At 47.9% G+C, this 24,973-nt stretch carries 27 protein-coding genes; 18 read left to right on the top strand and 9 right to left on the bottom strand.

Going from position 1 to position 24,973, the window contains the following annotated elements; translation table 11 throughout:
* Positions 1–13 precede the first annotated feature (13 nt).
* The 6 genes from M1D69_RS04880 to M1D69_RS04905 all read left to right on the top strand — a co-directional run bounded on the left by M1D69_RS04880 (position 14) and on the right by M1D69_RS04905 (position 5,737).
* Positions 14–1,015 carry an XdhC family protein gene (locus M1D69_RS04880; protein ID WP_458104395.1) on the top strand — a complete coding sequence of 334 codons (1,002 nt, stop codon included), beginning with the start codon at positions 14–16 and terminating at the stop codon, positions 1,013–1,015.
* Positions 1,012–1,677, top strand: coding sequence for a xanthine dehydrogenase accessory protein PucB (gene pucB, locus M1D69_RS04885; RefSeq protein WP_458104394.1), 666 nt, complete (start codon positions 1,012–1,014; stop codon positions 1,675–1,677). The genes M1D69_RS04880 and pucB overlap by 4 nt, the downstream gene beginning before the upstream one ends.
* Complete coding sequence (gene pucC / locus M1D69_RS04890) at positions 1,616–2,449, top strand: xanthine dehydrogenase subunit C (protein WP_458104393.1); 834 nt, start codon at positions 1,616–1,618, stop codon at positions 2,447–2,449. The genes pucB and pucC overlap by 62 nt, the downstream gene beginning before the upstream one ends.
* Positions 2,450–4,687, top strand: coding sequence for a xanthine dehydrogenase subunit D (gene pucD / locus M1D69_RS04895; protein ID WP_458104392.1), 2,238 nt, complete (start codon positions 2,450–2,452; stop codon positions 4,685–4,687). It abuts the gene before it with no gap.
* Entirely contained in the window at positions 4,678–5,238 is a 561-nt protein-coding gene (gene pucE, locus M1D69_RS04900) for a xanthine dehydrogenase subunit E (RefSeq protein ID WP_458104391.1), read from the top strand. Before pucD ends, pucE begins: the two co-directional genes overlap by 10 nt.
* A gap of 316 nt (positions 5,239–5,554) precedes the next feature.
* Positions 5,555–5,737 carry a hypothetical protein gene (locus M1D69_RS04905; RefSeq protein ID WP_458104390.1) on the top strand — a complete coding sequence of 61 codons (183 nt, stop codon included), beginning with the start codon at positions 5,555–5,557 and terminating at the stop codon, positions 5,735–5,737.
* Between the two features lie 88 nt (positions 5,738–5,825).
* On the opposite strand, the gene M1D69_RS04910 is transcribed toward M1D69_RS04905, so the two are convergent.
* The 6 genes from M1D69_RS04910 to pucR all read right to left on the bottom strand — a co-directional run bounded on the left by M1D69_RS04910 (position 5,826) and on the right by pucR (position 12,402).
* Positions 5,826–5,903 carry a YjcZ family sporulation protein gene (locus M1D69_RS04910; RefSeq protein ID WP_072175780.1) on the bottom strand — a complete coding sequence of 26 codons (78 nt, stop codon included), beginning with the start codon at positions 5,901–5,903 and terminating at the stop codon, positions 5,826–5,828.
* A 263-nt stretch (positions 5,904–6,166) separates the two neighbouring features.
* Entirely contained in the window at positions 6,167–6,514 is a 348-nt protein-coding gene (gene uraH, locus M1D69_RS04915) for a hydroxyisourate hydrolase (RefSeq protein WP_458104389.1), read from the bottom strand.
* On the bottom strand, positions 6,514–7,998 hold the full coding sequence (pucL, locus tag M1D69_RS04920; protein ID WP_458104388.1) for a factor-independent urate hydroxylase: 1,485 nt from the start codon (positions 7,996–7,998) through the stop codon (positions 6,514–6,516). The genes uraH and pucL overlap by 1 nt, the downstream gene beginning before the upstream one ends.
* 13 nt (positions 7,999–8,011) lie before the next feature.
* Entirely contained in the window at positions 8,012–9,304 is a 1,293-nt protein-coding gene (locus M1D69_RS04925; RefSeq protein ID WP_458104387.1) for a nucleobase:cation symporter-2 family protein, read from the bottom strand.
* 6 nt (positions 9,305–9,310) lie between these two features.
* The gene (locus tag M1D69_RS04930) at positions 9,311–10,606 is read right to left on the bottom strand and encodes a nucleobase:cation symporter-2 family protein (RefSeq protein WP_458106204.1); all 1,296 of its coding nucleotides are present in this window, start codon (positions 10,604–10,606) and stop codon (positions 9,311–9,313) included.
* Positions 10,607–10,806: 200 nt separating this feature from the next.
* Entirely contained in the window at positions 10,807–12,402 is a 1,596-nt protein-coding gene (gene pucR, locus M1D69_RS04935; protein ID WP_059292619.1) for a purine catabolism transcriptional regulator PucR, read from the bottom strand.
* A gap of 180 nt (positions 12,403–12,582) precedes the next feature.
* Here pucR and M1D69_RS04940 point away from each other — a divergent pair, with 180 nt between their 5' ends.
* From M1D69_RS04940 to yunB, 7 genes are all read left to right on the top strand, one after another.
* Positions 12,583–13,926: an allantoinase gene (locus tag M1D69_RS04940; RefSeq protein WP_458104386.1), complete on the top strand. Its 1,344-nt coding sequence runs from the start codon at positions 12,583–12,585 to the stop codon at positions 13,924–13,926.
* A 98-nt stretch (positions 13,927–14,024) separates the two neighbouring features.
* Positions 14,025–14,372: a YunG family protein gene (locus M1D69_RS04945; protein ID WP_458106203.1), complete on the top strand. Its 348-nt coding sequence runs from the start codon at positions 14,025–14,027 to the stop codon at positions 14,370–14,372.
* 37 nt (positions 14,373–14,409) lie between these two features.
* On the top strand, positions 14,410–15,258 hold the full coding sequence (locus M1D69_RS04950; protein WP_059353728.1) for a DUF72 domain-containing protein: 849 nt from the start codon (positions 14,410–14,412) through the stop codon (positions 15,256–15,258).
* Positions 15,259–15,275: 17 nt separating this feature from the next.
* A complete protein-coding gene (locus tag M1D69_RS04955; protein WP_193659669.1) occupies positions 15,276–16,097 on the top strand; it encodes a sulfite exporter TauE/SafE family protein in 822 nt (273 codons plus the stop codon).
* Positions 16,098–16,117: 20 nt separating this feature from the next.
* On the top strand, positions 16,118–17,506 hold the full coding sequence (locus M1D69_RS04960) for a bifunctional metallophosphatase/5'-nucleotidase (RefSeq protein ID WP_458104385.1): 1,389 nt from the start codon (positions 16,118–16,120) through the stop codon (positions 17,504–17,506).
* Between the two features lie 64 nt (positions 17,507–17,570).
* A complete protein-coding gene (locus M1D69_RS04965; protein ID WP_010331750.1) occupies positions 17,571–17,876 on the top strand; it encodes a YunC family protein in 306 nt (101 codons plus the stop codon).
* A gap of 71 nt (positions 17,877–17,947) precedes the next feature.
* Positions 17,948–18,715, top strand: coding sequence for a sporulation protein YunB (gene yunB / locus M1D69_RS04970; protein WP_458104384.1), 768 nt, complete (start codon positions 17,948–17,950; stop codon positions 18,713–18,715).
* 27 nt (positions 18,716–18,742) lie between these two features.
* On the opposite strand, the gene lytH is transcribed toward yunB, so the two are convergent.
* Positions 18,743–19,723 (bottom strand): L-Ala--D-Glu endopeptidase, encoded by a 981-nt coding sequence (gene lytH, locus M1D69_RS04975; RefSeq protein ID WP_044159001.1) that lies wholly within the window; start codon positions 19,721–19,723, stop codon positions 18,743–18,745.
* Positions 19,724–19,960: 237 nt separating this feature from the next.
* Between lytH and lipA the strand changes: the two genes are divergently transcribed.
* The gene (lipA, locus tag M1D69_RS04980; protein ID WP_458104383.1) at positions 19,961–20,857 is read left to right on the top strand and encodes a lipoyl synthase; all 897 of its coding nucleotides are present in this window, start codon (positions 19,961–19,963) and stop codon (positions 20,855–20,857) included.
* A gap of 15 nt (positions 20,858–20,872) precedes the next feature.
* Here lipA and M1D69_RS04985 read toward each other — a convergent pair whose 3' ends face one another.
* On the bottom strand, positions 20,873–21,502 hold the full coding sequence (locus tag M1D69_RS04985; RefSeq protein WP_458104382.1) for a YhcN/YlaJ family sporulation lipoprotein: 630 nt from the start codon (positions 21,500–21,502) through the stop codon (positions 20,873–20,875).
* A gap of 112 nt (positions 21,503–21,614) precedes the next feature.
* Between M1D69_RS04985 and M1D69_RS04990 the strand changes: the two genes are divergently transcribed.
* Genes M1D69_RS04990 through nucF form a run of 3 tightly spaced genes read left to right on the top strand, consistent with a single transcriptional unit; the run spans position 21,615 to position 23,149 of the window.
* Positions 21,615–21,890: a YutD family protein gene (locus M1D69_RS04990; protein WP_003228682.1), complete on the top strand. Its 276-nt coding sequence runs from the start codon at positions 21,615–21,617 to the stop codon at positions 21,888–21,890.
* Between the two features lie 24 nt (positions 21,891–21,914).
* The gene (locus tag M1D69_RS04995; RefSeq protein WP_458104381.1) at positions 21,915–22,349 is read left to right on the top strand and encodes a DUF86 domain-containing protein; all 435 of its coding nucleotides are present in this window, start codon (positions 21,915–21,917) and stop codon (positions 22,347–22,349) included.
* 29 nt (positions 22,350–22,378) lie between these two features.
* Positions 22,379–23,149 (top strand): 5' nucleotidase NucF, encoded by a 771-nt coding sequence (gene nucF, locus M1D69_RS05000; RefSeq protein WP_458104380.1) that lies wholly within the window; start codon positions 22,379–22,381, stop codon positions 23,147–23,149.
* Positions 23,150–23,175: 26 nt separating this feature from the next.
* On the opposite strand, the gene M1D69_RS05005 is transcribed toward nucF, so the two are convergent.
* Entirely contained in the window at positions 23,176–23,676 is a 501-nt protein-coding gene (locus M1D69_RS05005) for a phosphatidylglycerophosphatase A family protein (protein WP_024122730.1), read from the bottom strand.
* Between the two features lie 153 nt (positions 23,677–23,829).
* Between M1D69_RS05005 and yutH the strand changes: the two genes are divergently transcribed.
* Complete coding sequence (gene yutH / locus M1D69_RS05010) at positions 23,830–24,843, top strand: spore coat putative kinase YutH (RefSeq protein ID WP_458106202.1); 1,014 nt, start codon at positions 23,830–23,832, stop codon at positions 24,841–24,843.
* Positions 24,844–24,973 lie beyond the last annotated feature (130 nt).

Genomic DNA, 24,973 nt, shown 5'->3' on the forward strand with positions numbered 1-24,973 from the left:
GGGGGATGCGGCATTGGAGTATTTTCACACGATATTAGATGCGCTTCTGGAAGATCAGGACGAGGCTGTGCTGGCAACCATTGTACAAGTCGAAGGCTCTGCATATAGAAAAGAGGGCGCCTCCATGCTCTTTAAGAAAAACGGAGAAAGAATCGGCTTGCTGAGCGGCGGGTGTCTGGAAGAGGATATATCCGAAAGAATCTGTGAACTCGGCGACCAGCTGACGACAGCGTTTATATCCTATGACATGAGAACTGAAGACGATCTTTCGTGGGGCATGGGAGTCGGCTGCAATGGCGTTATTCATATCTATGCGGAACGAATCTCCCAGGAAAAAAAGCGGCACTATGAAAGAGTAAGAGACTGCCTTCATTCAGGAAAAGCCGTAACAGCCGTTACACAGATTGAATCCTCACAGGCAGGGCGTTATCTGTTTTTGTCAGAGAACGGATATTTTGGTCACTGGCCGAATGTGCCGCTTCAAGACATTCAACGCACCGCTTCAACGCTTCATGTACCGCATTTTGATCCATCATCAAACATTTTTATTCAGCGTATTGAGCCGAAGCCGCGTCTCGTTCTGTTTGGGGCGGGCCCAGATATGATACCGCTCGCCAATTTGGCGGCTGAGACCGGATTTTCTGTCATTGTGACAGATTGGCGGCCTGCATATTGCACAGCCGCTCTTTTTCCAAAAGCAGATCAGCTGATCACTGCCTTTCCGGAGCAGATGCTCAGTGAATTTGGATTTTCGCCTCAGGATTCCGCTGTCGTGGCGACTCACCATTTTCAGCACGATCAAGTCATCGTTGAATCCTTATTTTCTCGGGACCTTCATTATATCGGGCTTTTGGGTTCCGAAAACCGCACGAAACGGCTGCTGAATGGAAAACAGCCGCCCGCGCATTTTTACAGTCCGGTCGGGTTGAAAATCGGCGCGGAAGGCCCAGAGGAAATTGCCGTCAGCATCGTTGCGGAAATCCTTCAAACACGAAAACGGCTGGCGGTTATATGAGCATTATCGGTATATTTCTGGCGGCCGGAAAAAGCGAGAGAATGGGCACAAACAAGCTGGCATTGCCGCTAAAAGGAGAAACGATCGGATCGGCTTCATTAAAAACAGCTTTATTATCCCGTCTTGACCATGTGCTGATTGTCGAGAGGACAGAACGTGCTTCACATGAGTGGATCGGGGCGCAATATCAAGCACCGCCTTTTCTGGATCGCTGGAGTTTGCATGTTTGTAAAGAGGCGGAAAAGGGCCAAGGGCATTCTGTCAGCAGCGGGGTGAGAAAAGCGGAAAGCATGGGGGCAGACGGGGTCGTCATTCTTTTGGGTGACCAGCCTCAGCTTTCTGTCGATCATATAAATGCCCTGATATCAAGGGCTCATGAAATGTTTGCGGTGTCAGCGTCTTTGCGTACGCTCAGTCCGCCTATTTATTTCTCATCCGCCTGTTTTCCATATGTAAAGGAGTTGAAGGGAGATGAGGGTGCCCGCAGGCTGCTGAAAAACGGACAGCTTGGCACTGGAGCGGTGCTGGCAGTGAAAGCGTGCGAGGAACTGGAAGATATTGATACGCCGGAGGAATATGACATTGTCAGGAGGCGAATACATGAACGGACAAGTGACACAGGCGCGAATGAACATTCAATTATGGAGGCCGGCAGCGCTTGATGAGGCATTTTCTCTTTTGGAGCAACTTGCGCCAGATGTGTGTACAGCATCGGGCAGCACGCTGCTCCAGCTCCAATGGGATAAAGGAATTCTTCCGAAAGCGCATCTCATCAGCCTTGAAGGCATTGATGAGATGAAAGGCATTACCGCTGACGGCACCCACATGTCAATCGGGGCGCTCACCACGCTGAATGATTGCAGAAAAAACAACTTCATCAAACTGGAACTGGCTTGCTTATGTGACGCAGTTTCTGCTGTAGCAGCGCCGGGAATCCGAAGCCGGGCCACAATTGGCGGCAACATAGCGAGTAAAATAGGGGATTTGATTCCGCTTCTGCTTGTGCTTGATGCGGAGCTTATCGTTTATCAGAAGGAGCTTGTCAGGCTGCCGCTTGCTGAATGGATCTCCAGTGAAGCGTATTCACTTGGAATCGTGACGCGTGTGATCATCCCGCGTCCAGAGGGAGATCGTGTGTTTTTCCGCAAGCTGGGAAGGCGGCAGGCATTTACCGGAGCGGTTGCTGTGGCGGCGGGACGTTTACTGATAGACAGTGACATTCGCCTCGCAGCGGGCCATGCCAATATCAGGCCGAAAAGATTAATAGAGAGCGAGGCGAAATGGATGGAGCCTAATTGGGAGGCGCACGAGCTGTACGAAACCCTTATCAAGGAGCTGCCGTTTTCAGCTGATGCTTTCGTGTCAGCGGCATACAGAAAAAAAGCGGCTGCCAACGTCATCATGTCCGAGCTGATGTTTGAGGGAGGGGAATAAATGAGCATAAGCAAACCATCAAGAATAAGGCCGGATGGAAGGGAAAAGGTCACGGGTGAATTGAAGTATATGACTGATCTCACTTTTCCGGGGATGCTGTATGGCAAAATCCTGAGAAGCGCTTATCCTCATGCGGAAATCGTGTCGATTTGCACCAAAAAGGCTGAAGAAATGGAAGGTGTGCGGGCGGTCGTCACCCATAAGGACGTCCCGGGTTTCAACCGTTTTGGGATTGTTATTCCTGACCAGCCGGTTCTATGCGAGGATAGAGTGCGTTATGTTGGAGATGCAGTGGCAGCCGTCGCAGCAGAAACGGAAGACATTGCCGTCGCCGCGCTGGAGTTGATTCACGTGGTGTACAGGGAGCTGGAGATCATTGATTCTCCGGAAAAAGCGCTCCGACCAGATGCGCATTTGCTGCACCCGGACGGTAACATCCTTCATCGAGCGTTTTTCTCGCACGGCGATGTGGAAGCGGGATTCCAATCGTGTCACACCATCCACGAAGAAACCTATGAACTGCCGCGGCAGATGCATACGTATATGGAAACGGAAGGAGGCGTAGCTGTTCCGGAACGTGACGGGGGTTTTACGATGTACGCTGGCACTCAGCACGGCTACAAGGACCGTTTTCAGCTTGCCCGCATTTTTGGTATTCCTGAAGAGAAAATTCGGGTTGTGTCGAGTCCGATGGGCGGCTCATTTGGCGGAAAGGATGAGCTGAATATTCAGCCGTATGCCGCGCTTTTGGCCTATAAAAGCGGGCGTCCGGTCAAAATACATCAGACGAGACAGGAATCTGTACGCTCAGGAATCAAGCGCCACCCCATGAAAATCACGATCAAAACAGGGGCTGATCAAACAGGGAAGCTTCTGGCTCATGATGTGAAAATCATTGCCGATACAGGCGCTTACGCCACGCTGGGACCGGCAGTCCTGGATTTTTCTGCCGAGCATGCCGCCGGTCCGTACCGCATTCCGAATATCCGTACTGAAGGGATCTCTGTGTTTACGAACAATGGGGTGGCGGGAGAATTCCGGGGCTTTGGCGGCAATCAAATCACATTTGCGCTTGAAACCCATCTTGATCGAATCAGCAGCATGCTCGGCATCGATCCGCTGGAGCTGCGAAGAAGAAATATCAGAAAACCGCATGATCCGGGGCCGCTTGAGCATCGGATTGCGCCCACTGACGGAGCGGCGCAGGTGTTCAACGTCATTTCTGCATCTCCTATTCTCAAAAGAAAACATCAGACGTCTGGTTATAAACGAAGAGGTGTTGGCGCCGCGATTACTATGCACGGCGGCGGGCTTGGCTATGGCCGGATGGATGCCGCAGGAGGGCGTCTTTCCCTTTCAAGTGACGGCAAAATCACGGTTTCGTTTGGGTTTGAAGAGTGCGGACAGGGCATCCTCGCAGCGATTGAACATATTGTCACCGAAGAGCTGGGATGCGCGGCGAAGGATATTTCCATTATCATCGGGGATACCGCAAAAGTGCCAAAGTCAGGCTCCTCCACAGCATCCCGCGGCACGAGCATGGTGTGGCACGCGATCCAGCGTTTGAAGAAACCGTTTCTATATCAGCTGAAAAAACGTGCCGCACAATCGGTCTCATGTTTGCCTGAACAACTCATTCTCAGTGCAGGGGGGCTGCGGATGCATAATACAAAGGAGCTGGTGGTGACCTATAAGGAATTGGCAGAAAAAGGCCCTTTGACTGAGGAAACAGCATTTGATTTTCCGACAACGCCTGATCCTGTGGTCGGCGGCCATTTTCTCTACTCATTTGGAGCGGCTGCAGTTGAGGTGGAGGTAGATCTGTTAACAGGCGATGTCAAAGTGATAGATTGTGAGCACGCCATTGCGGCAGGTCCGGTTGTCAGTCCGCAGGGCTATCGCGGACAAATCGAAGGCGGCGCTGCTATGGCGCTCGGCTATACGCTGATGGAGGAAGCAAAAATGACGGACGGCCGTTACACGGCGGAGAATTTGGATCAGTATGTAATTCCGGGAATCAAAGATGTTCCGGCAATGAAACTGACCGCGATAGAAGAGCTGATGGATGGTGACTCATATGGTCCGCGCGGTGTCGGAGAAATAGGAACGATCGCCATTACCCCGGCGATTGTAAAGGCGGTACATGATGCAGTCGGCTGTTGGGTGAACAAGCTGCCGATTTCGCGTGAAGAGCTGCTTGATGCGATAGACAGAAAGGGGATAAAACAATGGACGTAAAAGAAGCAGGATCTTTCTCTGTAAAAAAGCATCGGTTCCGAATGACCGTGAATGGAATAGAGCGGGAGGTTGATGCAGTTCCTACAGCTCGTTTGAGTGACCTTCTCCGGACGGAATTCGAGCTGACCGGAACTAAGATTTCCTGCGGAATCGGCCGTTGCGGAGCATGTTCTGTCCTGCTAGACGGCAAGCTCGCCAATGCGTGTATGACCATGGCATATCAAGCGGACGGCCATTCGATCACAACCATTGAGGGGCTTCAAAAAGAAGAACTGGATATCTGCCAAACCGCTTTTCTGGAGGAAGGCGGCTTCCAATGCGGATATTGCACACCAGGGATGACGATTGCGCTTAAAGCTCTGTTTCAGGAAAACCCGCAACCTACTGACGAAGATATTGAAGAAGAGCTGGCGGGCAATTTATGCCGGTGTACCGGTTATGGAGGGGTTATGCGGTCGGCTTGCAGGATTAGAAAAGAGTTAGCAGGTGGGAAAAGGGAGCCATGGGACTTTTCCCGCAGCTACGGCAAAGCACCGGATTTAAAAAGTTAAGCAAATCGATAAAGCTTTAGAGAATGGCCTGGATGAACTTCAATTACAGATCGTGAAGATGAAATACCTCTTCTCCCTGTACTTTTTGCCTAGTTGTGTTTCATACTAGAAATAGGTAATGTTACAAATGAGGGAAAGAGGGAGAGATGATGAATAACTTAAATTGGTGGAAAATACTTTTACTAACCTTTCTTTGTTCCCTGATTTTTTCTGTCGTCTTTGTCACTGTTCAACGGATTGACTTAATACTCAATCCACCGGAAGTACCTGTTAAATCGATTGAAAAAATAAAATAATTCATTTTGGAGAAAAGGGAATGAAAGAATTTTTTGTAGGTGCGGAAGAAATCGATCCGAAAGAAACTAACAAATCCGTTAACAAGCGTTTCCAAATGGCGGGATTAATTGAAGAGCGTGATCAAGACGCGGCCGGTTTGTGGGAAAACATCACGCCCTCATCTCATATTGTAATGGAGGACAAGGATTTGCAGCGAGTGTGATATTTCCCTGCTCAAAACCTTGCTATAGCAAAACAAACGCCATAAAGAATTCTTATGGCGTCTGACGGATATGGGGTGAGGTGAGTTCTTAATAGCCACCGAAGAAAGAAGTGCCAACAATGATTAATAGGATGAATAGCACCACGATCAAAGGGAATGACCTCATAACTTCACCTCCCTTAAAAGAGGATAGTACATGATATGCTGATAGAGATAAATTGATAGTGATGCTAGTTTAATTGAATTTAAATATTTTTTAGTCTAAGTAGAAATAGAGAACGATAAATATTTAAAAACAAACCCAAACTCAGAGGTCCGGGGGTGGTATAATTCGCAGGAACCTTCTCACAATAGGGAGGGTCTTTTATTGATGCAGGATCCAGCAATCACATCTGCAGAGCCCGCCTCACCAGCGGGCGGGCTCTTTTCTTAACTCCCTCTATATACTTGATAACCAAACGGTGACAGCAAAAGCGGGATATGATAATCAGCTTCCGGATCAGAAAGATGGAAACGAACTGTTACAATCGTTAAAAACGGCTCAGCCGTGTTCGTTTTCTTTCCCGCAAAGTAATCCCCTGCATGGAATTCCATCACATACTCCCCGGACTTCAGCTCTTCTCCCGCAAGGAGCGGAGCGTCGACTCGGCCGTCATCGTTGGTGAAGGCCTCTTTAACAAGGATGACCTCTTCGCCCAGCCGCTTCAATTCGATTTTTACGTTCGCCGCGGGTTTGCCGCAGGTTAAATCCAAGATATGTGTTGTCAGCTTCCCCATCAGGCATTCAGGCTCCCTAATGCTTCCTCGGCTTTCCGTTTTTCTTTCTCGGCGTCTTCTCTCGTCACGGTGAACCGCTGGAAACCGAATGGCGGGCGCGGTTCTGTGTAGACTTTTCCTTTTGTGCCCGCAATCTCTTCGACGACTGTATCCCATGTGTGATTTTGAGATTGGAAGCTGACATCCGCGAGCTGCGGGAATCTCGTTAATATTCTGCATCCGATATGATAGATTAAGTTTTGAATGGAGGGCGTTTCGAGCTCGTGAAATACAGTGCTCGCTAAGTCACGGACCTGTTCAGCCGCCACGTAACGGGCTGGATCGTTGGCGTATGCATCATTCGCATGTTCGTAACGCCAGCTAATGTTTAAATAGACAAAGAGCGGACGATTGCCATCTTCAGGGAGAGTCGTATATTCGTCTCTGATAAAGCCGACGAAGGAGTTTCCGCTTACTTTGACAAGCTGGAGATCCGTGATTTCGCTGTATTGCTCCTTCAGCGTTATCGTATCCCCCGTTCGCTTTGCTTTGAGCACTGACCGAGCGCGTTCATTGCGCGATCTTCTAAAGACAAGCTGGCTTGTGCCGAGCTCTTGATCCTCGTATGCAGGCATCGCTTCAAACGGAATGTCTTCGCCTGTCAGAGTGATCGTGTCCATATGTGAATAGGTGTCTAAAAATCTGTGAGCCACATAATGCAAGAAGCCTTCCGTGGTTGTTCCCTCATAGGAAGCGAGGTGGCGCTGAATAAAGTTTTTCATCGAATCCGTAGCCACGATGAGTGTATTATCTCCGTCTGTAAATGACGGCAAAAAGGCATCTCCGCCAATTTCGCATGTCACATCAATGCCGACAACTGTATTGGTTCTGCCCGTAAAAGAAGACTCTGGGATTTTCTTTATGCCTGTGAGCGGTTTTAAAAACGTTCGGTATGCAAACACATTTCCTTTGCCGTAAGACATGGTTCTTTTCATTTGAATCTCTCCTTTTTCTGTAATGATGTCCTCTAAACGAAAGCGGGCGATGCGGTATATTTCTTCAAGAGCCTGCTGGAATTCTGTTTCTGGTTTGTTTTTCAGCCTTGTCAGCAGGGCTTGGCGGATCTCCTGTTTCGTTTTTTCCTTTACCGCTAAAATAAAAGGAAAACCGAAGTTGTGATAGTAGTCTTCATTTTGTTTGAGAAATTCCTCGGATTCCTGCTGTTCAAGCTTACTGAGCCCTGCGTTTTGCTGCTCTTTTACAGAGGAAGCGCTCATTGGTTTCTTGGTGCCGAGCCGGGGGTGTTTGCAGATGAGCTCAAGCTGTGTCTTGCGATCCGCAGCTTTGACTAAGCGGGACATTTTTTGATGCAAATCAGAAAGGGAGGAAAATGGGCGGAGTGCCGCGGCCTCCTCCGCAATCCATGCAGAGTGCTCGAAAATAGATCCAAGTGTGTCAGTCAGTGTTTGTCTATCCATTTGATTCAGGTCGTCAATCGTGAACATGAGCCATCACCCTTTACGTATTGATTTCCGCGCCATGGGGCCGTTTGAATTGATAAAAAGCGTTCAATGCGATCGCGGTTAAACTGCCAATGACAATGCCGCTTCCGGTCAACACGGAAGCTGCTCCCGGAAGAGATGAAAACAAAGCGGGCACCGTCGTGGCGCCAAGCCCTAAGCTGACAGAAGAAGCAATGATCAGGAGATTGCTTTGTGATTCAAAATCGACGCCGGAAAGCATTTTAATGCCGTAAGAAATGACCATGCCGAACATGACAATCATCGCGCCGCCGAGCACTGCATTCGGGATCACGGTCGTCAATGCCGCGGCTTTTGGAATCAGACCGACTGCCATCAGCATAAATCCCGTGATGGCGATGACATTGACACTTTTCATTTTTGAAAGCTGAACGATGCCGACGTTTTGCGAGAAGGCTGTATACGGAAACGCGTTAAATAAGCCGCCAAGCACAATCGCAAGCCCTTCCGCACGGTAGCCTTTCTCAAGATCTTCCTCTGTTAGTTTCCGGTTTGTTATATCGGAAAGAGCAAAGTAAACACCCGTTGATTCAACAAGGCTGACAATCGCAACCAATAGCATGGTGAGAATGGCAGGCAGCTCAAAGGTTGGCGCGCCGAAATAAAATATAGAAGGAACATGAACCCAGGACGCCTCCGCGACCTCAGAAAAATCGACTTTTCCCATAAAGAAAGCGGCTGCCGTTCCAGCTGCAAGGCCGAGCAAAATCGCAATGGAGCGGATAAATCCTTTAAAGAAATAAAACAGCACTAAAATAAAGGCTGTAACGGCAAAGCCAAGGAGCACGTTGCCTAGTGAGCCAAAGTCTTTGCTGCCTTCACCGCCGGCCAGGTTATTCATCGCCGTCGGAATCAGGCTGATGCCGATAATCATAACGACTGAGCCGGTTACGACCGGCGGGAAAAAACGGACAAGCTTCCCGAAGAAGCCCGCGGCTAAAACGACAATCAGCCCGGCTGCGATAATCGAACCGTAAATCGCTGAGACACCGTATGTGCTGCCAATAGAAATCATCGGGCCGACTGCAGTAAACGTACAGCCGAGCACAACAGGAAGGCCGATGCCGAAATAACGGTTTTTCCAGAGCTGTAATAGAGTCGCCGCCCCGCACATAAACAAATCAATGGCAATTAAATACGTCAGCTGGCCCGCATTCAGCCCGATCGCAGCTCCGACGATCAGAGGGACGAGAATGGCTCCCGCGTACATCGCCAGCATATGCTGAAGCCCAAGCATCAAAAGCTGAAAGGAATTACGCTGTTCCTTCATCTCTATTTACACCTCTTTTTCTAAAACAAGTGTGTTTTCTAATACCGGCAGTTCTTCCTTCTGAACGGTTTTTTCCTTGCTGGCGCGCAAACTGAAGAATAGGTTTAAAAAGATCGCGGTCAGGCTTCCTGTGATAATGCCGTCACTGACCAGAATACGGATCGGAGCGGGAAACGCTGCGAAAATCGCCGGCACTGTGCTGGCGCCGATGCCGAGTGCGATTGAGCAAGCGATGGTCAGCAGATGATATTGGTTTTTCAGATCCACTGTGCTGAGTATTTTTACTCCGGAGGCGATAACCATGCCGAACATGACAACGGTTGCGCCGCCGAGAACAGCGGCGGGAGCGGAGGAAGCAAGAGCGGCAACCTTAGGAATCAGCCCGAGGAAAAGAAGGATAAAGCCCGCGGTGACGACGACGTTTCTCGTTTTCACCTTTGTCAGCTGCAATAATCCGGCGTTTTGTGCAAATGTATTATAGGGAAAGGCGTTGAACAGCCCGCCTATCATAATGGCGATTCCCTCTGCCCGGTAGCCTTTGACCAGGTCTTTTTCGGTTAGGGGCCGGCCGCATATCTTTCCGATGGCGTAAAAAACGCCGGTTGATTCAACGATAATGACAATTCCGACGATCAGCATCGTGATGATCGGACCGATTTCAAAAGATGGAGCGCCGAAGTAAAACGGCTTCGGGATTTGAAAGAATGGGGCTTCAGATACAGATGAAAAGCTGACCTTGCCCATGACGGCAGCCGCCGCAGTACCCGCAGCAATCCCGATCAGAACGGAAAGCGTTCGGGCAAACCCTTTGAGAAAGCGGTTGAGGACTAAGATCAGGATAAGGACGCTGACAGAAAGAAGAAGGTTTTCGAGCGAACCGTACTCGGGATTGGCGCTGCCGTTTACTTTTTCACCGCCAGCCATATTTTTCACACCTGTCGGAACAAGAGAAAGACCAATCAAGGTGACAACAGTTCCTGTTACGACAGGAGGGAATAACACGGTCAGCTTGCCGAAGAAACGGGCACACAAGAAGATCAAGACACCGGCTGCAATGATTGAACCGTAAATCGCTGAAATACCGTAATTTGCACCAATTGCAATCATCGGGGTGACGGCCACAAACGAGCTGCCGAGCATGACGGGAAGGCCGATGCCGAAGTACGCTCCTCGCCAGGTTTGCAAAAGCGTCGCGGCTCCGCATGTTAACAGGTCAATCGCCAATAGATAGGACAGCTGTTCCGACGTTACATTCAGCGCTCTGCCGACAAGCAGAGGCACCAAAATCGCACCTGCGTACATGGCCAGCACATGCTGCAGGCCAAGAGTGAACACCGCAAACGGTTTATGTTTCACTATAGCCCCTCCTTTTACATGTGAACTTTAGTAACATGATAGCGTGCCGTTTGCCGGCTGTCATTGGATACAGTAGCTGAAAAATAGGAGCGTTATTGCCGAAAGTAACGAAAAGCCATTTCGTTTGTAACATCATGTGACAAATGCTAGCTGATCAGCCGCTGCATCCGCAAGGCAAGCCGCAGCCGCATTGTCGTTTCGGGATCTTTTAAGCTTTTGCCCAGCAATTCTTCACATTTTTCGAGGCGGTAGATGACCGTATTGCGATGCACATACAAGCGTTTTGCCGTCTCGGAAATTTGGCAGTGCGTCTCTAGATAGACAGACAGTGTGTGAAGCAGGCTTTGATCCTCCTGCTGCTTTTCAGCCAGGCTTTGAAGAGTGGAATTGTAAAATTTCTTCAAATCCTCAACCGGGAGCAGGCGGAGCAGCTCAGGTACATCTTTCGCGTGATACACTTGGATAAACTCCGTGCTTCTTGATAAATGCCCTGATTGGAGAGCGTCGGACGCTTCTGTGAAAGCGTCCGGAACATCGATCAGCTTTTGGCAAATGTTGCTGATGCCAAAGGACAATGTCCGTTTAAATTGGGTTTTGACCTGTGTCTGGAACTGCTCTAAAAAGCTGATCACCGAGGCGTGCATTTCACTCCAGCTGTCTGTCGCCTCGATCAGCAGAATGCCGACATTTCCTTTAATAAAGAGGTGAGGCGGAAACGGGAAAGCAGACAATTCGCCTTCAAGAAATTCAAATACGCTGTCAGAGGCCAGCTGATTTTCAGTAAAGCTGATCGACCTGTCATTCCGGTCGAGCTTTCCGGCGATGCACATATATTTTTGATCCCAGCGGAGCTTAAATTCTTTTGCGCGGTTTTTGATTTCGTCGTCAGAAGAGAACGATCGCTCGATAAAATTACTGAAAAACTCATTCCGCGCCCGCCGGCTGTATTGCTTCAGGGCGTTTTCCTTCAGCAGCTCAAAGGAAATCACGTTCGCAGCCTGTTCAATGGTGAGAATCAATCCTTTATCAGCGGCTTGGACCATTTCCGGTATCAGCAGGTAGCCGCAGCTTTTTTCGTGATTATAGATAGGAAGGACAGAATATGTTTTCTGATTTGAGATCGAAGAGAAACAAGTGAAAAATGGCCCGGACACGGTGTGTAGCGTGCTTTTGAGCTTTTCGGTTTCAAATGAAATCTGATGAGATGCAGAAAGCATTTTGGCATGCTGGTCAAGGAGCAGCACGGGAAGATGAAGGAGGTCTGATACCTTTTTGAGCAGAGATTGTAATCCCTTGCCGCTCATAATGTGGTTTGTGAATTTCTTATGTGCGTAAATGGCTTGCTGAAGCTCGTTTGAACGCATATCAAGAATATGGCTCAGCGTGGCGTTGACAATGTCTCCGAGGCGTATATGCTCAGGGAGCTCGATGATCGGAAACGCGTGTGAATCGGCGAGGTCAATGATTTCTTTCGGGATATCCTCCAGGTAGCGTTTTGTTTTAATGCCGAGACCGGCACAGCCGCGTTTGGCCATTTGCCGAATCAGCTCTGATAACTGGTGAGGATTGTCCTTCAGGTGATACGCGGTGGTGACGAGCAGCTCGTCTTTATGCAGAAAATCCGCGATATCAGGAGCATCCATCATGTTGACATGCTGAACCTCTCTTTCTCCCCCTGCTTTGCCCGCAATTAAAACTGCATTTTCGTAAGCCGGTATTTTCATCACATCAAAAATATTCATAGCTCATTCTCCTTTTCTCACAAAAAGTAACCATTGGTTAAGATGAATAAATTTCATTATTAATTCTAGCTGTTTTGCTGATGTAATACGATCATAGTAACAGTAAAATGTTGAAAATAGACTGATTGTGTTACATAAACTGACATAAAAATTCATCATCCTTACAGGGGAGGGATCAGTATGGCTTACGATTTGGTGATAACAGGCGCAAAGGCAGTCACGCCGGATGGTGTTAAAGAAGCTGATATTGCAATGAAAAACGGGGCTATTGTCAAGATCGGTTCTGCAATTGAAGCAGAGGGGGCACCAGTTGTGGAGGCTAGCGGGCAATATGTTTTTCCGGGTGCGATCGATTGCCATGTTCATTTCAACGAACCGGGCAGAGAGGATTGGGAAGGGTTTGAAACGGGCTCACAGATGATGGCTGCAGGCGGCTGCACCACTTATTTTGATATGCCGCTGAACTGCATTCCATCCACGGTGACGGCTGAAAACCTTCTCGCAAAAGCTGAAATCGGCAGGCGCAAATCGGCGGTGGATTTTGCGTTATGGGGCGGCCTTGTGCCCGGTCATATTGCTGACATACATCCGATGGCTGAAGCGGGTGCAATAGGATTTAAAGCATTTTTATCAAAATCAGGCACAGAGGAGTTTCGCTCTGTTGATGAACGGACCTTGCTCAAAGGCATGAAAGAAATCGCGGCCGCAGGAAAAATCCTTGCTCTTCACGCAGAAAGCGATGCGATCACAAGCTTTTTGCAGATGGAATGGGCGAATAAAGGGAAAGTGAATGCGGATGCTTATGCGGCCTCCCGCCCGGAGGAAGCCGAAGCTGAAGCGGTGTATCGCACGATTCAGTATGCGAAGGTGACAGGCTGTCCGGTGCATTTTGTCCATATCAGCACGGCGAAAGCGGTCCGCTTGATACGGGAGGCGAAACAGGAGGGATTAGATATAACGGTCGAAACATGCCCGCATTATGTCTTGTTCAGCCATGACGATTTACGGGAAAAGGGCTCTGTCGCAAAATGCGCCCCTCCGCTTAGATCGCAGCCATCAAAAGAGGCGTTAATTGATACGCTGATCGCGGGGGATATTGACATGGTGTCCTCGGATCACTCCCCCTGCCGTCCTTCTCTGAAGCGGGAGGATAATATGTTTTTGTCATGGGGCGGAATCAGCGGCGGGCAGTTTACTTTATTGGCCATGCTTGAATTGGCCCTTGAGCGGGACATTCCATTTGAAACCATTGCTGAATGGACAGCGGGGGCACCCGCGAAGCGATTCGGCCTTCAGCAAAAAGGGCGGCTTGAAGAGGGGCGGGACGCGGATCTCGTTCTCGTCAGCATGGAGCCGTACACAGTCACAACAGAAACGATGTTTACAAAACATAAGCAGAGCATTTATGAAGGACATACTTTCCCCTGCCGCATCTCGGCCACCTACAGCAGAGGACGGTGCGTGTACAGTGATGGGGAGAAAGCAGACAGCGGAATTGAGGGAGCATTGGTCGTTCCTTCGTAAGCCCGGCAGATTGAATTCTGCCGGTTTTTTTATGTCAGTGACTTTGGTTTTTAAAAATCCATCATCGTGGTATCTTTTTAAAAAGGGGGCTTTCGATGATGGAACACATCAAACACATACTAAACCAATCATGGTCGCTGCATACGAGTTCCAAATGGACGAAAGAATGCCCGGCATGCGGCCAATGCGGCGTGACGGCATTGGTGATACAGGAGCATTTCGAGGGCGATATTTTCAAAACAAAGGTCGGTGAGAGCTGGCATTTTTATAACAGTATAAATGGGGCTGTGTATGACTTTACGAGTGAACAGTTTCAGGAGCCTATTGAGTACCAAAATATTCTTTCCTCAAGAGAGGAGGCGTTTTTGGATACCAATGAGGAACAATATCAACATCTGCGCTCAGCATTTTCCCGCCATATGAACAGCATTTCCGAGGAAACCTGAAAACGCGTGTGATAAACTGGAAGAGAGGTGAATGATTGTGATTTATATCGGACTGACGGGATGGGGGGATCATGACAGCATCTATCCGCCGAAAACGGCCAGCCAGAAAAAATTGCAGGCCTATTCCTCCCATTTTCCGATCGTGGAATTAGACGCGAGCTTTTACGCGATTCAGCCGGCGCGCAACAATGAAAAGTGGGTGAAGGAAACACCGGAAACCTTCCAATTTATCATGAAAGCGTATCAGGGCATGACGGGGCATCAGCGCGGCGACATTCCGTTTGACTCCAAAGAGGAGATGTTTGATGCTTTTAAGCTGTCCTTAACGCCATATTTACATAGCAATAAGCTCGCCATGGTGCTGTTTCAATTTCCGCCATGGTTTGACTGCAAGAAAGAAAATGTCGCTTATTTAAGATGGTGCAAAAATCAGATGGGCGATATTCCTTGCGCGCTTGAGTTCAGAAACCGCTCCTGGTTTTCGCCGCCATTTTATGAGCAGACGCTTTCCTTTATGAAAGCGGAAGGCTGGATTCACAGCGTATGTGACGAACCGCAAATCGGCGAGGGAAGCGTTCCGACTGTGTTGCGGGCGACCGATGAAAACAAAACGCTCGTCAGGTTTCACGGACGTAATAAGCAGGGATGGATGAAGCCCGATGGCGGGAAAAACTGGCGTGAGGTCAGATATTTATACCGCTATAACAAACAGGAGCTGGAAGACTGGAAAAAGCATCTGAACGAATTGCAGCAGCAAAGTAAAGAGGTATTTGTCCTGTTCAACAACAATTCCGGCGGAGACGCCGCGGATAACGGCAAGCAGATGCTTGAACTGCTTGATATCGAGTACTCCGGACTTTCTCCGAGACAGCTCGATTTATTTTAGAAAAGAGGTTTTGATTGATGTCGTTTGTGATTTTGGCCGTACTGGGATTCATCGCAGGTACGGTGGGAAGTCTGATTGGGCTTGGAGGCGGAATTGTCATCGTGCCGTCTCTGATGTTTTTAAGCACAGTGACGCCGCTGTTTCAGGATGTGACGCCGCAGATCGCGATTGGAACTTCGCTTCTGGTCATTATTTTTACGGGTCTTTCCTCAACTTTAGCTTATATTAAATATAAAACGGTTGATTATAAAAGCGGGCTCATTTTCTTTATCGGTTCAGGTCCCGGCAGCATGATTGGTGCTTACGTGTCAAAGCTTTTTAATTCAAACTCGTTTTCCATTTGGTTTGGCATATTTATGATTCTTATTTCATTATCCTTAATGCTGAAAGCGAAGGCGCGGCCGGTAAACAAAGAGCATAGGGGAATAATACGGACTTTTCAGGATGATGCCGGAGAGCCCTATACTTACTCGTATCAGGCGTCTGTCGGGATTGCCATCGCCTTTGTTGTCGGCTTTTTAGGCGGGCTCTTTGGAATAGGCGGCGGCTCGCTGATGGTTCCGGCCATGATGCTGTTATTTCTGTTCCCGCCAAAGGTTGCGGTGGCAACGTCCATGTTCATTATTTTCCTGTCCTCTATGACAGGATCTGTTTCACATATCATGTCCGGGCATGTGAATTGGCTGTACGCCCTCGCACTTGTGCCCGGCGCTTGGTTCGGCGGAAGGCTTGGCGCCGCCATCAACCGAAAAATGCAGACGAAAACGATCGTCATGATTATGCGGATCGTATTAATTTTGATCGGCTGCCAGCTCATTTATGAAGGCATTTTCAGCTGAACGATTAGGGAGAGAATGGTATGAAAGAGAAGCTCCGCTTATATCACACAAATGATTTGCACAGCCATTTTGAAAATTGGCCAAAAATAACAGATTATATTGAGCAAAAAAGAAAAGAACATCAGCTGCACAGCGAAGAGACGCTCGTTTTTGATATTGGTGATCATATTGATCGTTTTCATTTTGTGACAGAGGCGACATTCGGAAAAGCCAATGTAGACCTCTTAAACCGTCTTCAAATTGATGGAGCGGCGATCGGCAATAACGAGGGGATTACGCTTCCTCATGAAGAGCTTGCTTCTTTATATGATCATGCCGAGTTTCCCGTTATCGTCTCTAATCTGTATGACAAAAACGGAAACCGCCCGTCCTGGGCAGTTCCTTACCATATCAAAACATTGAGAAACGGCATGACCATCGCTTTGTTAGGTGTAACGGTGCCTTATTATCCCGTCTATGACAAGCTGGAATGGACTGTTACTGATGCGCTCGAAAGTATAAAAGAAACCATACAGGAAGTGAAAGGACAGGCTGATATCATCGTTCTCCTGTCGCATTTGGGAATCCTTGACGATCAAGCGGTTGCTGAAGCGGTTCCGGAGATTGACGTTATCCTCGAGTCTCATACTCACCATCTGCTTGAAAATGGACAGATGGTCAACGGCGTATTGCTTGCCAGCGCGGAGAAATACGGAAACTATGTCGGCTGTGTAGACATCACGATGGACACTGAAAAGCGAAAAATCATCAGCAAAACAGCGTCTGTTCAAAATATGGCGGAATGGACAGGGGAATCGGCGGAAACCAAAGCATTTCTTGAGGGAAAAGAACGTGAAGCCGGGGAAAAGCTGTCCGTTGCCGTTGCGGAGCTTGCGCAAGATGCTGAGGTCAAGTGGTTTGAAGAATCAGAGCTGCCTTTGCTTCTGGCGTACGCGTTAAAGGAATGGTGCGGGACGGACATCAGTATGGTGAATTCCGGTGTCATTCTCGGTCCGCTGAAAGCGGGTCCAGTGACGAAGCTGGATCTGCACCGCATCTGTCCTCACCCGATCAACCCGGTGGCTGTCCGCCTGACGGGAGAAGAACTCAAAGAGACCATTGTCCATGCCGCTTCAGAACAAATGGAGCAGCTCCGGATCAAAGGGCTCGGCTTCCGGGGAGAAGTGATGGGAAAAATGGTGTACGCGGGTGTTGATGTAGAAACGAAACGGCTGGATGACGGAATCACGCATGTCACACGGATCACGCTTAACGGGGAAGAAATTGAAAAACATAAACAATACTCCGTTGCGGTTCTCGACATGTTTACGCTCGGCAGGCTGTTTCCAATCATCCGCGACGCCGGGGTAAAAGAATATTTTATGCCGGAGTTTTTGCGGGATCTGCTTGCCTGGAAGCTTGCACAATAAGGAGGTCAGCCCACAACAAGCCGCGCCCTTCATCATAAAGTGATGAAGGAAGGGAGTGGTTGACGTGGTAAATCTGACACCGATTATGATAGAAGGACAGCCTTTTACAGCTGTGACAGTAAAGCTTCCAAAAACAAATTTCATGGCAGTCTCCAATGATCACGGATACATTATGTGCGGCGCGCTTGATGTGGCGCTGCTGAATGAAAAATTAAAGGAGCGTGGAATTGTGGCGGGACGGGCGGTTGGTGTGCGAACAATTGACCAGCTGTTAGACGCCCCTTTAGAATCCGTCACATACGCCGCAGAAGATCTTGGCATTCATGCCGGCATGAGCGGCAGAGAAGCGCTCTTAAAAATGGTGAAATAAAATAAATTGGCCCGGCTATTACTATGTCCCCCCTTACAAGCATACATTGTGATATGTAAGGGGGGATTTTCTTGCCAAGATATCGCGGCCCTCTTCGCAAGAGAGGACCTTTGCCTTTCCGGTACGTGCTGCTGCTGTCACTCGTATTTTTTATCATATCTACAACAGTCAGCCTTTGGATGATCAACGGCTCGATTAAACCGGTATTAATGAGCATCGGTGAAATGGAAACGAAGCGTGTGGCAACAGAGGTGATTCAGGATTCGATTGAGGATTATATGTCTGACAGCGAAAATATGAAAGATATGTTTCAAATGAATTCTGATGAAAACGGAAATTTAACGACAATCGATTTTAATACCCAGATCATAAACAATGTGAAAACAAAAGTGACAAAGCAGCTTCAGTCTCATCTGAAAGAAATGGAAACCCACACCGGACACAGCGGCGCCAGTGAAAATATTATGATCAACATCCCATTGGGACAGGTGACAGGAAACAGCCTTCTTGGAAACCTCGGCCCGAAAATCCCGGTCCGGTTCAATTTAATTGGTGACGCCTTTACAGACGTCAAAACAAAAATAAAGCCATATGGCATTAATAACGCACTTATTGATATCAGCATCTTCGTAGAAATTAAAGTGAAGGTCATTATCCCGTTCGCAAGCAAAACGGCCGTGGTCACCAATAATGTTCCTGTATCAATTAAAGCAGTGCAGGGCGAAGTGCCGCAATTTTATAACGGAAGCGGCGGTTCAGGTGTTACGCCTTCTGTCCAGCTTCCAAGCAGCAAAGAAGAAGACAGCCATGATTCAAAAAATGAAAAAAACAGCAAATAAAGCCGCCTTTTCATGAGGCGGCTTTCGTCATTTCTTTTTCTTGTACTCATAGCGCTCCCACGCTCTCAAATGTGGATAAGGATCAAACGACCATTCAGTTTTTCCATTATCCTTATACATGCCATAGTGCAGGTGCGGCGGGAATTTTCCGGCCGTGCCAGGCGGGCCGTATCCTGAGCTGCCCACTGACCCGATCACTTGGCCGGGCTCAACGATCTGCCCTGTTTTAATGCCCTTTGCAAACCCATTGAGATGGGCGAAATAATGATACGTATTGTTAATATCTCTGATGCCGATTCTCCATCCTCCAAAGCGGTTCCAGCCTTTCATTTCAATGACGCCGTAACAGGTGGATTTAACAGGAAGGCCATAGTGGGCAAAGAGATCTGTACCTTCATGAATCCGCCTTCCCCCAAAGCCGCGGGCGTCTCCCCACGTGCTGCGGTAGCTGTAATCCGTTCTGATCGGAAGCGGAAACGCATGCTCGCCCAAATCAATATGACCGTAAGCCTTAAACAGCTTCATGAACTCGGATATGATTCCCACCGTTTGATCACGGCGGTAATAATTCCAGAGCCCGATGCGGATATTCTCCTCATCTGTGCCGTACGACAGCAGATATTGTGCGAATGTATACAGAATGTCTTCATCATTGCTGACCTCGGCTTTCCCGTCGCCGTCACCGTCCATTCCGATTCCGTCAAACACTTTTATGCTTAACGGCGCATCGTCTTTCGGGTTCGGGTTTTCTGGTCCGCTCCAGATCTCATCCGGTACATAGATGCTGATGATTCCCGTTTTGTCAGGCAGATCCTTTCTGTTGCTCCGCACATTCTCCTCGTATTGATCAACAGCGGCAAGCGCATACCAAGGAATCTGCGTCACAGCCTCGACTTTATGATATAATTCCATCCGTTTGGAAAGCACCGGATCTGAAAGCTCTTTTCCAGACGCATAAGGTTCAAATGCAAACAAAAGGAGAAGAAGGGCAGATAACACAACTTTCACAAAATAATCTCCTTTCAATATTGAATACACATAGTTTGCGGCAACCCGGCGAGAAAATGTCAGTAATCATCTTCCCTTGTCGAGAAATTTTTCCTATGTTAAAGTGTCTAAAGAAAAGACTTTCTTTAGTTAGAAAAACATTATTTTTGTTGCAGAAATGAAAAAACTGCACCTATCTCGTTTTCAGAATGTTTCGTGTCAGAAATTGAGTATATTGGATATTGGAGATGATGGGAATTGGCAAAGAAAGACGAACACCTCAGAAAGCCCGAATGGCTCAAAATCAAATTAAATACAAATGAAAATTATACAGGACTCAAAAAACTCATGCGGGAAAACAATCTGCACACCGTATGTGAAGAAGCAAAATGTCCGAATATTCATGAATGCTGGGCAGTGAGACGTACAGCGACATTTATGATCTTAGGATCTGTTTGTACGAGAGCGTGCCGTTTCTGCGCCGTCAAAACGGGCCTTCCGACTGAGCTTGACCTGCAAGAGCCGGAACGCGTAGCAGATTCCGTCGCTCTGATGAATCTGAAACACGCGGTTATCACAGCTGTTGCGCGTGATGACCAAAAAGACGGCGGTGCGCGTATTTTCGCGGAAACTGTCCGTGCGATCCGCAGAAAAAGCCCGTTCACAACAATTGAGGTGCTTCCGTCAGATATGGGCGGAAACTATGATAACTTAAAAACATTAATGGATACGCGCCCTGACATCCTGAATCACAATATCGAAACGGTTCGCCGCCTGACGCCAAGAGTCCGCGCGCGTGCGACGTACGACCGTTCATTGGAATTTTTGCGCCGCGCGAAAGAAATGCAGCCCGACATCCCGACAAAATCAAGCATCATGATCGGACTCGGTGAAACGAAAGAAGAAATTATCGAAGTGATGGACGACCTCTTGGCAAACAATGTTGATATTATGGCAATCGGCCAATACCTGCAGCCGTCGAAGAAGCACTTAAAAGTCCAAAAATATTATCACCCTGATGAATTTGCAGAATTAAAGGAAATCGCAATGCAAAAAGGCTTCAGCCACTGTGAAGCCGGTCCGCTTGTGCGTTCCTCCTACCATGCGGATGAACAGGTGAACGAAGCATCTAAAAAGCGCCAAGCACAAGCATAATGCCAAAACGCCAGATCATCTGGCGTTTTTGTCATTTCTATTCGTTTCCTTGTCCTGGCGTGTTTCTCCATTGGCATTTTCGTTTTCTGAGACAGGGCTTCCTTGCGGGGAGGTTTTCATTTCTTGTATCGTCCCCGACATGATGTCTCTGACATCTCTTGAACCGGGACCGAGATTGCTGTAATTTTTGATGGCCTGCATGTGATTCGGATTGTCGGAAATGTATACATGATAGTAACGCGGAATCACCGAAACCGCCGTTTTTTTCACTTGATCAGCTGTCAGCTCACGGTTTTTCGAATCGGTTTTGTACACGACAAGCGCTTCTTGGTCAGTGACAAGCGCTGCGGCATCTTGAATATGAGGGAGCTGAACCGTTAAGCTAGATATGATGTGAGCGGTTTCTTCACGGTCTGGCGCCGGTGTCTCCTGCTGTTCGCCGTCCAATTGTTCTTTTTGATAGCGGACATAACCAAACTGTTCATTCTCATCATGCCTGTTAAAAGCCTCATTACGGTCAGATACATGAATGGGCCTGGTTTCATTTTGATGCTGGGCATTCTGTTCAGCGTTATTGAATCCTGCGCCTCCGCATCCGGATAAAAGCCCGGTCATCAGGCAGAGGCTGATAGCAGTTCGTTTCATTTGTCATCCCTCCTCATGTGTAGGGTAGCCAAATCACACGAATTATTCTTTAGTAATTGATGGGGACGGGGCAATGAATTATGATAGGAATGAGTGAAAAAGAGGTGAGATCATGATTCTTATTCAAAATGCCGAATTTGAGCTGGTGCACAATTTCAAAGACGGCTTCAACGAAGAGGCTTTTAAAGCCCGTTATTCCGATATTTTAAATAAATACGATTACATTGTGGGAGACTGGGGATACGGCCAGCTCAGGCTCAAGGGCTTCTTTGACGACCAGAATCAAAAGGCGACCTTTGAAACGAAAATCAGCACATTGGACGAATACATTTACGAATACTGTAATTTCGGCTGTGCGTATTTTGTCTTAAAACGGATCAGAAAATAACCATTACACAAAGGGGATGCTGTCATGTATTTTGTTGACAGAAACAAGATAGAGCATACACTTGGGTTCTTCGAGCGTCAGCTGGCGCTGTTTCATTCGCAAGCAGACTGGAAATCCGAAATCGAAGGGCTCGCGCTTGAACGCATCGGCCACCTGTTAATCGAATGCATTCTAGATACAGGAAATGACATGATTGACGGTTTTATTATGCGGGACCCGGGCAGCTATGATGATATCATGGACATACTGGTTGATGAAAAAGTCGTAACGGAAGAAGAGGGAGCGGAGCTGAAGCAATTGATTGCGTACCGAAAAACATTGGTTCAGCAATACCAGCTCGCTGACAGTGCAGAACTTTACAAGCTGATCACCGCGCATCTAGCGGTCCTGCAAGTCTTTCCGAAACGAATCAGAAGCTACTTGGAAACAGAGCTGGGCCCTGTTTCCGCGTTTAAATAACGACAGGAAAGCCACAGGAGTGTTTAAAAATGAAAACATATAAAGGATATTTAATTGATTTAGACGGAACGATGTACAACGGCACAGAAAAAATCGAGGAAGCTTGTGAATTTGTCAGAACGCTGAAAGACCGCGGCATTCCTTATCTTTTTGTGACAAACAACTCTTCCCGCACACCGAAGCAGGTGGCGGACAAGCTGGTCTCTTTTGACATTCCGGCAACAGAGGAGCAGGTTTTTACGACAAGCATGGCGACTGCCCAGCATATCGCCCAGCAGAAAAAAGACGCGTCTGTGTATGTGATCGGGGAAGAAGGAATTCGCCAGGCGATTGAAGAAAACGGCCTGACCTTTGCAGAGGAAGATGCGGACTTTGTTGTAGTCGGAATTGACCGCGGGATTACATACGAAAAACTTGCCGTCGGCTGCCTCGCAATCAGAAATGGCGCCCGCTTTATTTCCACCAACGGTGACATTGCCATACCGACTGAAAGAGGCCTCCTGCCGGGCAACGGTTCACTGACCTCTGTGTTAACCGTATCCACAGGCGTGCAGCCGGTATTTATCGGCAAGCCGGAATCCATCATCATGGAGCAGGCGATGCGTGTTCTCGGCACTGACATATCCGAGACACTTATGGTCGGCGACAACTACGCGACTGATATTATGGCAGGCATTAATGCAGGGATGGATACGCTGCTTGTCCACACAGGCGTAACGAAAAGAGAGCATATGACAGACGATATGGAAAAACCGACTCACGCTATTGATTCTCTGACTGAGTGGATTCAGCATATATAAAAAAGGGCGCCCCAAAAGGGTGCCCTTTATTCTGTATGCCGCGCGCGGTGTGCGAGCCTGCTGGAGGCCGCAGCGGAAATAGCGCCGACAATGTCATCAAGAAATGTATGGCATTCGCCGGTTGATTTATCATTTAAACGGCCGAGGATACCGGGTTTTTCTTTGTCGATGTAGCCATAGTTTGTAAACCCGATGGACCCGTAAATATTCACGATGGAAAATGCCAGAACTTCATCTACTCCATATAGGCTTTCATCTATCTCCAGCATCGTTTGCAGCGGTTCAGACAGTTTTTTCTGCTCAGCAAGAACGTCCAGTTCAATGCCCGTTAAAATCGCGTTTTGCACCTCACGCTTTGCGAGGACCCGATTCACATTCAACGTGCATTCATCCATGGTTAAATCCGGATGATATTTTTTCTGCAGAAAAAAGACAAGCTCGGCAATATCGGATACCTCAACGCCGCGCTCCTTCATCCGTTCTCTTGCTTTGGCTTCCATCTGACTGATTTGTTCTTTATCTGACATCAACTTCACCCAATCTTTTTTTACTAGTTTATACAAAACGTACGAGATGTTTACGACTTTTTCTTGCTCCTTCGCCGGATTAAAATATGTATTCATAATTCCGCCTGTGTATGACTACGATGTGATGAGCCCTAATTCAACAGGCAGGTGATCATTGTGAAAGGCACAATAAAAGAAAAATACGGCATTCATATCAGGCAGCTTTCAATGTATCAGCATACGTATCAATGCTTTCAAACACCGAATTCCTTCTTTTTGATTGTTCCCGTTTCCCATTTTTCAGATGAGGAGCTGGCGGAGCTTTATTACATGAGTCAGTATTTACAAGAACAAAGTGACCCATACGTTTCCGTTTTTATCTTTACAAAAGAAGGCGAGCTGACCTTTGAACATGAAGGAAAAACGTACGCCCTGCTGAAGGCGGCTCCTCCTTTTTCAAACCGGGCATTTTCCATAGGGACAGAACTGGCGGAGTTTCATCGAAAGGGCAGAGGATACCCGTACGAAGTGAAGGAGGCCGGAAGAATCGGGCAGTGGAAAGACCTGTGGGGAAAACGCATTGATCAGCTTGAAGCGTTTTGGCAGCGAAAGGTTCATACCCCTCCGCACGAGCCCTTTGATAAAAAAATGATTGAATCGTTTCCATATTATTTAGGACTGTCAGAAAACGCGATTCAATATTTAGTCGATACTGAGCTCGATGACAAACCGCAAGCGGCTGATTCAGGAACAATATGCCATCAGAGGATGGAAAGAAATACGTGGTCTTCTGAATCCCTAATCAGGATTCCGGCTGACTGGGTATTTGACCACGCTGCACGCGATTTAGCCGAATATATGAGACACGCATTTTTGCATCATCGTGATGATTTTAACCGGCAGGGCTTTCGCTTTTTGCAGGAATATGAGCAAATCACACCGCTGTCTTCATTTTCGAAACGTCTTTTGTACAGCCGTCTCCTTTTTCCGCTTCATTATTATGAAATCGTGGAAGGCTACTATATTTCTTCAGAATCGGAAAAGCACTATTATGAAGAGCAGCTCGACTACATTCTCAGCGATTCGGGCTATGAACAATTTCTGAATGCCGCCCAGGAGTTTATGAACATGAGAGCGCAGAACATTTTTGTTCCCCCTGTCAGCTGGCTCGGAAAGGGCGGCTTGTAAGGAAGGAGAAAATCTGACAAAAATAATTAGAAAATAAAGAATCTTGTCATATCAATTGGTTAAGCGTTTGCATTCGCAAAATTCAGCAGATTGTTGTCTTGTCAAAACAGGAGTGGGCTTATATAATATT

Source organism: Bacillus sp. PK3-037 (genome assembly GCF_054161355.1).

Coding starts and splice junctions, on each gene's coding strand:
- pucB (WP_458104394.1), top strand. CDS start 1,012: ATGAGCATTATCGGTATATTTCTGGCGGCCGGAAAAAGCGAGAGAATG.
- pucC (WP_458104393.1), top strand. CDS start 1,616: ATGAACGGACAAGTGACACAGGCGCGAATGAACATTCAATTATGGAGG.
- pucD (WP_458104392.1), top strand. CDS start 2,450: ATGAGCATAAGCAAACCATCAAGAATAAGGCCGGATGGAAGGGAAAAG.
- pucE (WP_458104391.1), top strand. CDS start 4,678: ATGGACGTAAAAGAAGCAGGATCTTTCTCTGTAAAAAAGCATCGGTTC.
- M1D69_RS04905 (WP_458104390.1), top strand. CDS start 5,555: ATGAAAGAATTTTTTGTAGGTGCGGAAGAAATCGATCCGAAAGAAACT.
- M1D69_RS04910 (WP_072175780.1), bottom strand. CDS start 5,903: ATGAGGTCATTCCCTTTGATCGTGGTGCTATTCATCCTATTAATCATT.
- uraH (WP_458104389.1), bottom strand. CDS start 6,514: ATGGGGAAGCTGACAACACATATCTTGGATTTAACCTGCGGCAAACCC.
- pucL (WP_458104388.1), bottom strand. CDS start 7,998: ATGTTCACGATTGACGACCTGAATCAAATGGATAGACAAACACTGACT.
- M1D69_RS04925 (WP_458104387.1), bottom strand. CDS start 9,304: ATGAAGGAACAGCGTAATTCCTTTCAGCTTTTGATGCTTGGGCTTCAG.
- M1D69_RS04930 (WP_458106204.1), bottom strand. CDS start 10,606: ATGTACGCAGGTGCGATTTTGGTGCCTCTGCTTGTCGGCAGAGCGCTG.
- pucR (WP_059292619.1), bottom strand. CDS start 12,402: ATGAATATTTTTGATGTGATGAAAATACCGGCTTACGAAAATGCAGTT.
- M1D69_RS04940 (WP_458104386.1), top strand. CDS start 12,583: ATGGCTTACGATTTGGTGATAACAGGCGCAAAGGCAGTCACGCCGGAT.
- M1D69_RS04945 (WP_458106203.1), top strand. CDS start 14,025: ATGGAACACATCAAACACATACTAAACCAATCATGGTCGCTGCATACG.
- M1D69_RS04955 (WP_193659669.1), top strand. CDS start 15,276: ATGTCGTTTGTGATTTTGGCCGTACTGGGATTCATCGCAGGTACGGTG.
- M1D69_RS04960 (WP_458104385.1), top strand. CDS start 16,118: ATGAAAGAGAAGCTCCGCTTATATCACACAAATGATTTGCACAGCCAT.
- M1D69_RS04985 (WP_458104382.1), bottom strand. CDS start 21,502: ATGAAACGAACTGCTATCAGCCTCTGCCTGATGACCGGGCTTTTATCC.
- M1D69_RS04990 (WP_003228682.1), top strand. CDS start 21,615: ATGATTCTTATTCAAAATGCCGAATTTGAGCTGGTGCACAATTTCAAA.
- M1D69_RS04995 (WP_458104381.1), top strand. CDS start 21,915: ATGTATTTTGTTGACAGAAACAAGATAGAGCATACACTTGGGTTCTTC.
- nucF (WP_458104380.1), top strand. CDS start 22,379: ATGAAAACATATAAAGGATATTTAATTGATTTAGACGGAACGATGTAC.
- M1D69_RS05005 (WP_024122730.1), bottom strand. CDS start 23,676: ATGTCAGATAAAGAACAAATCAGTCAGATGGAAGCCAAAGCAAGAGAA.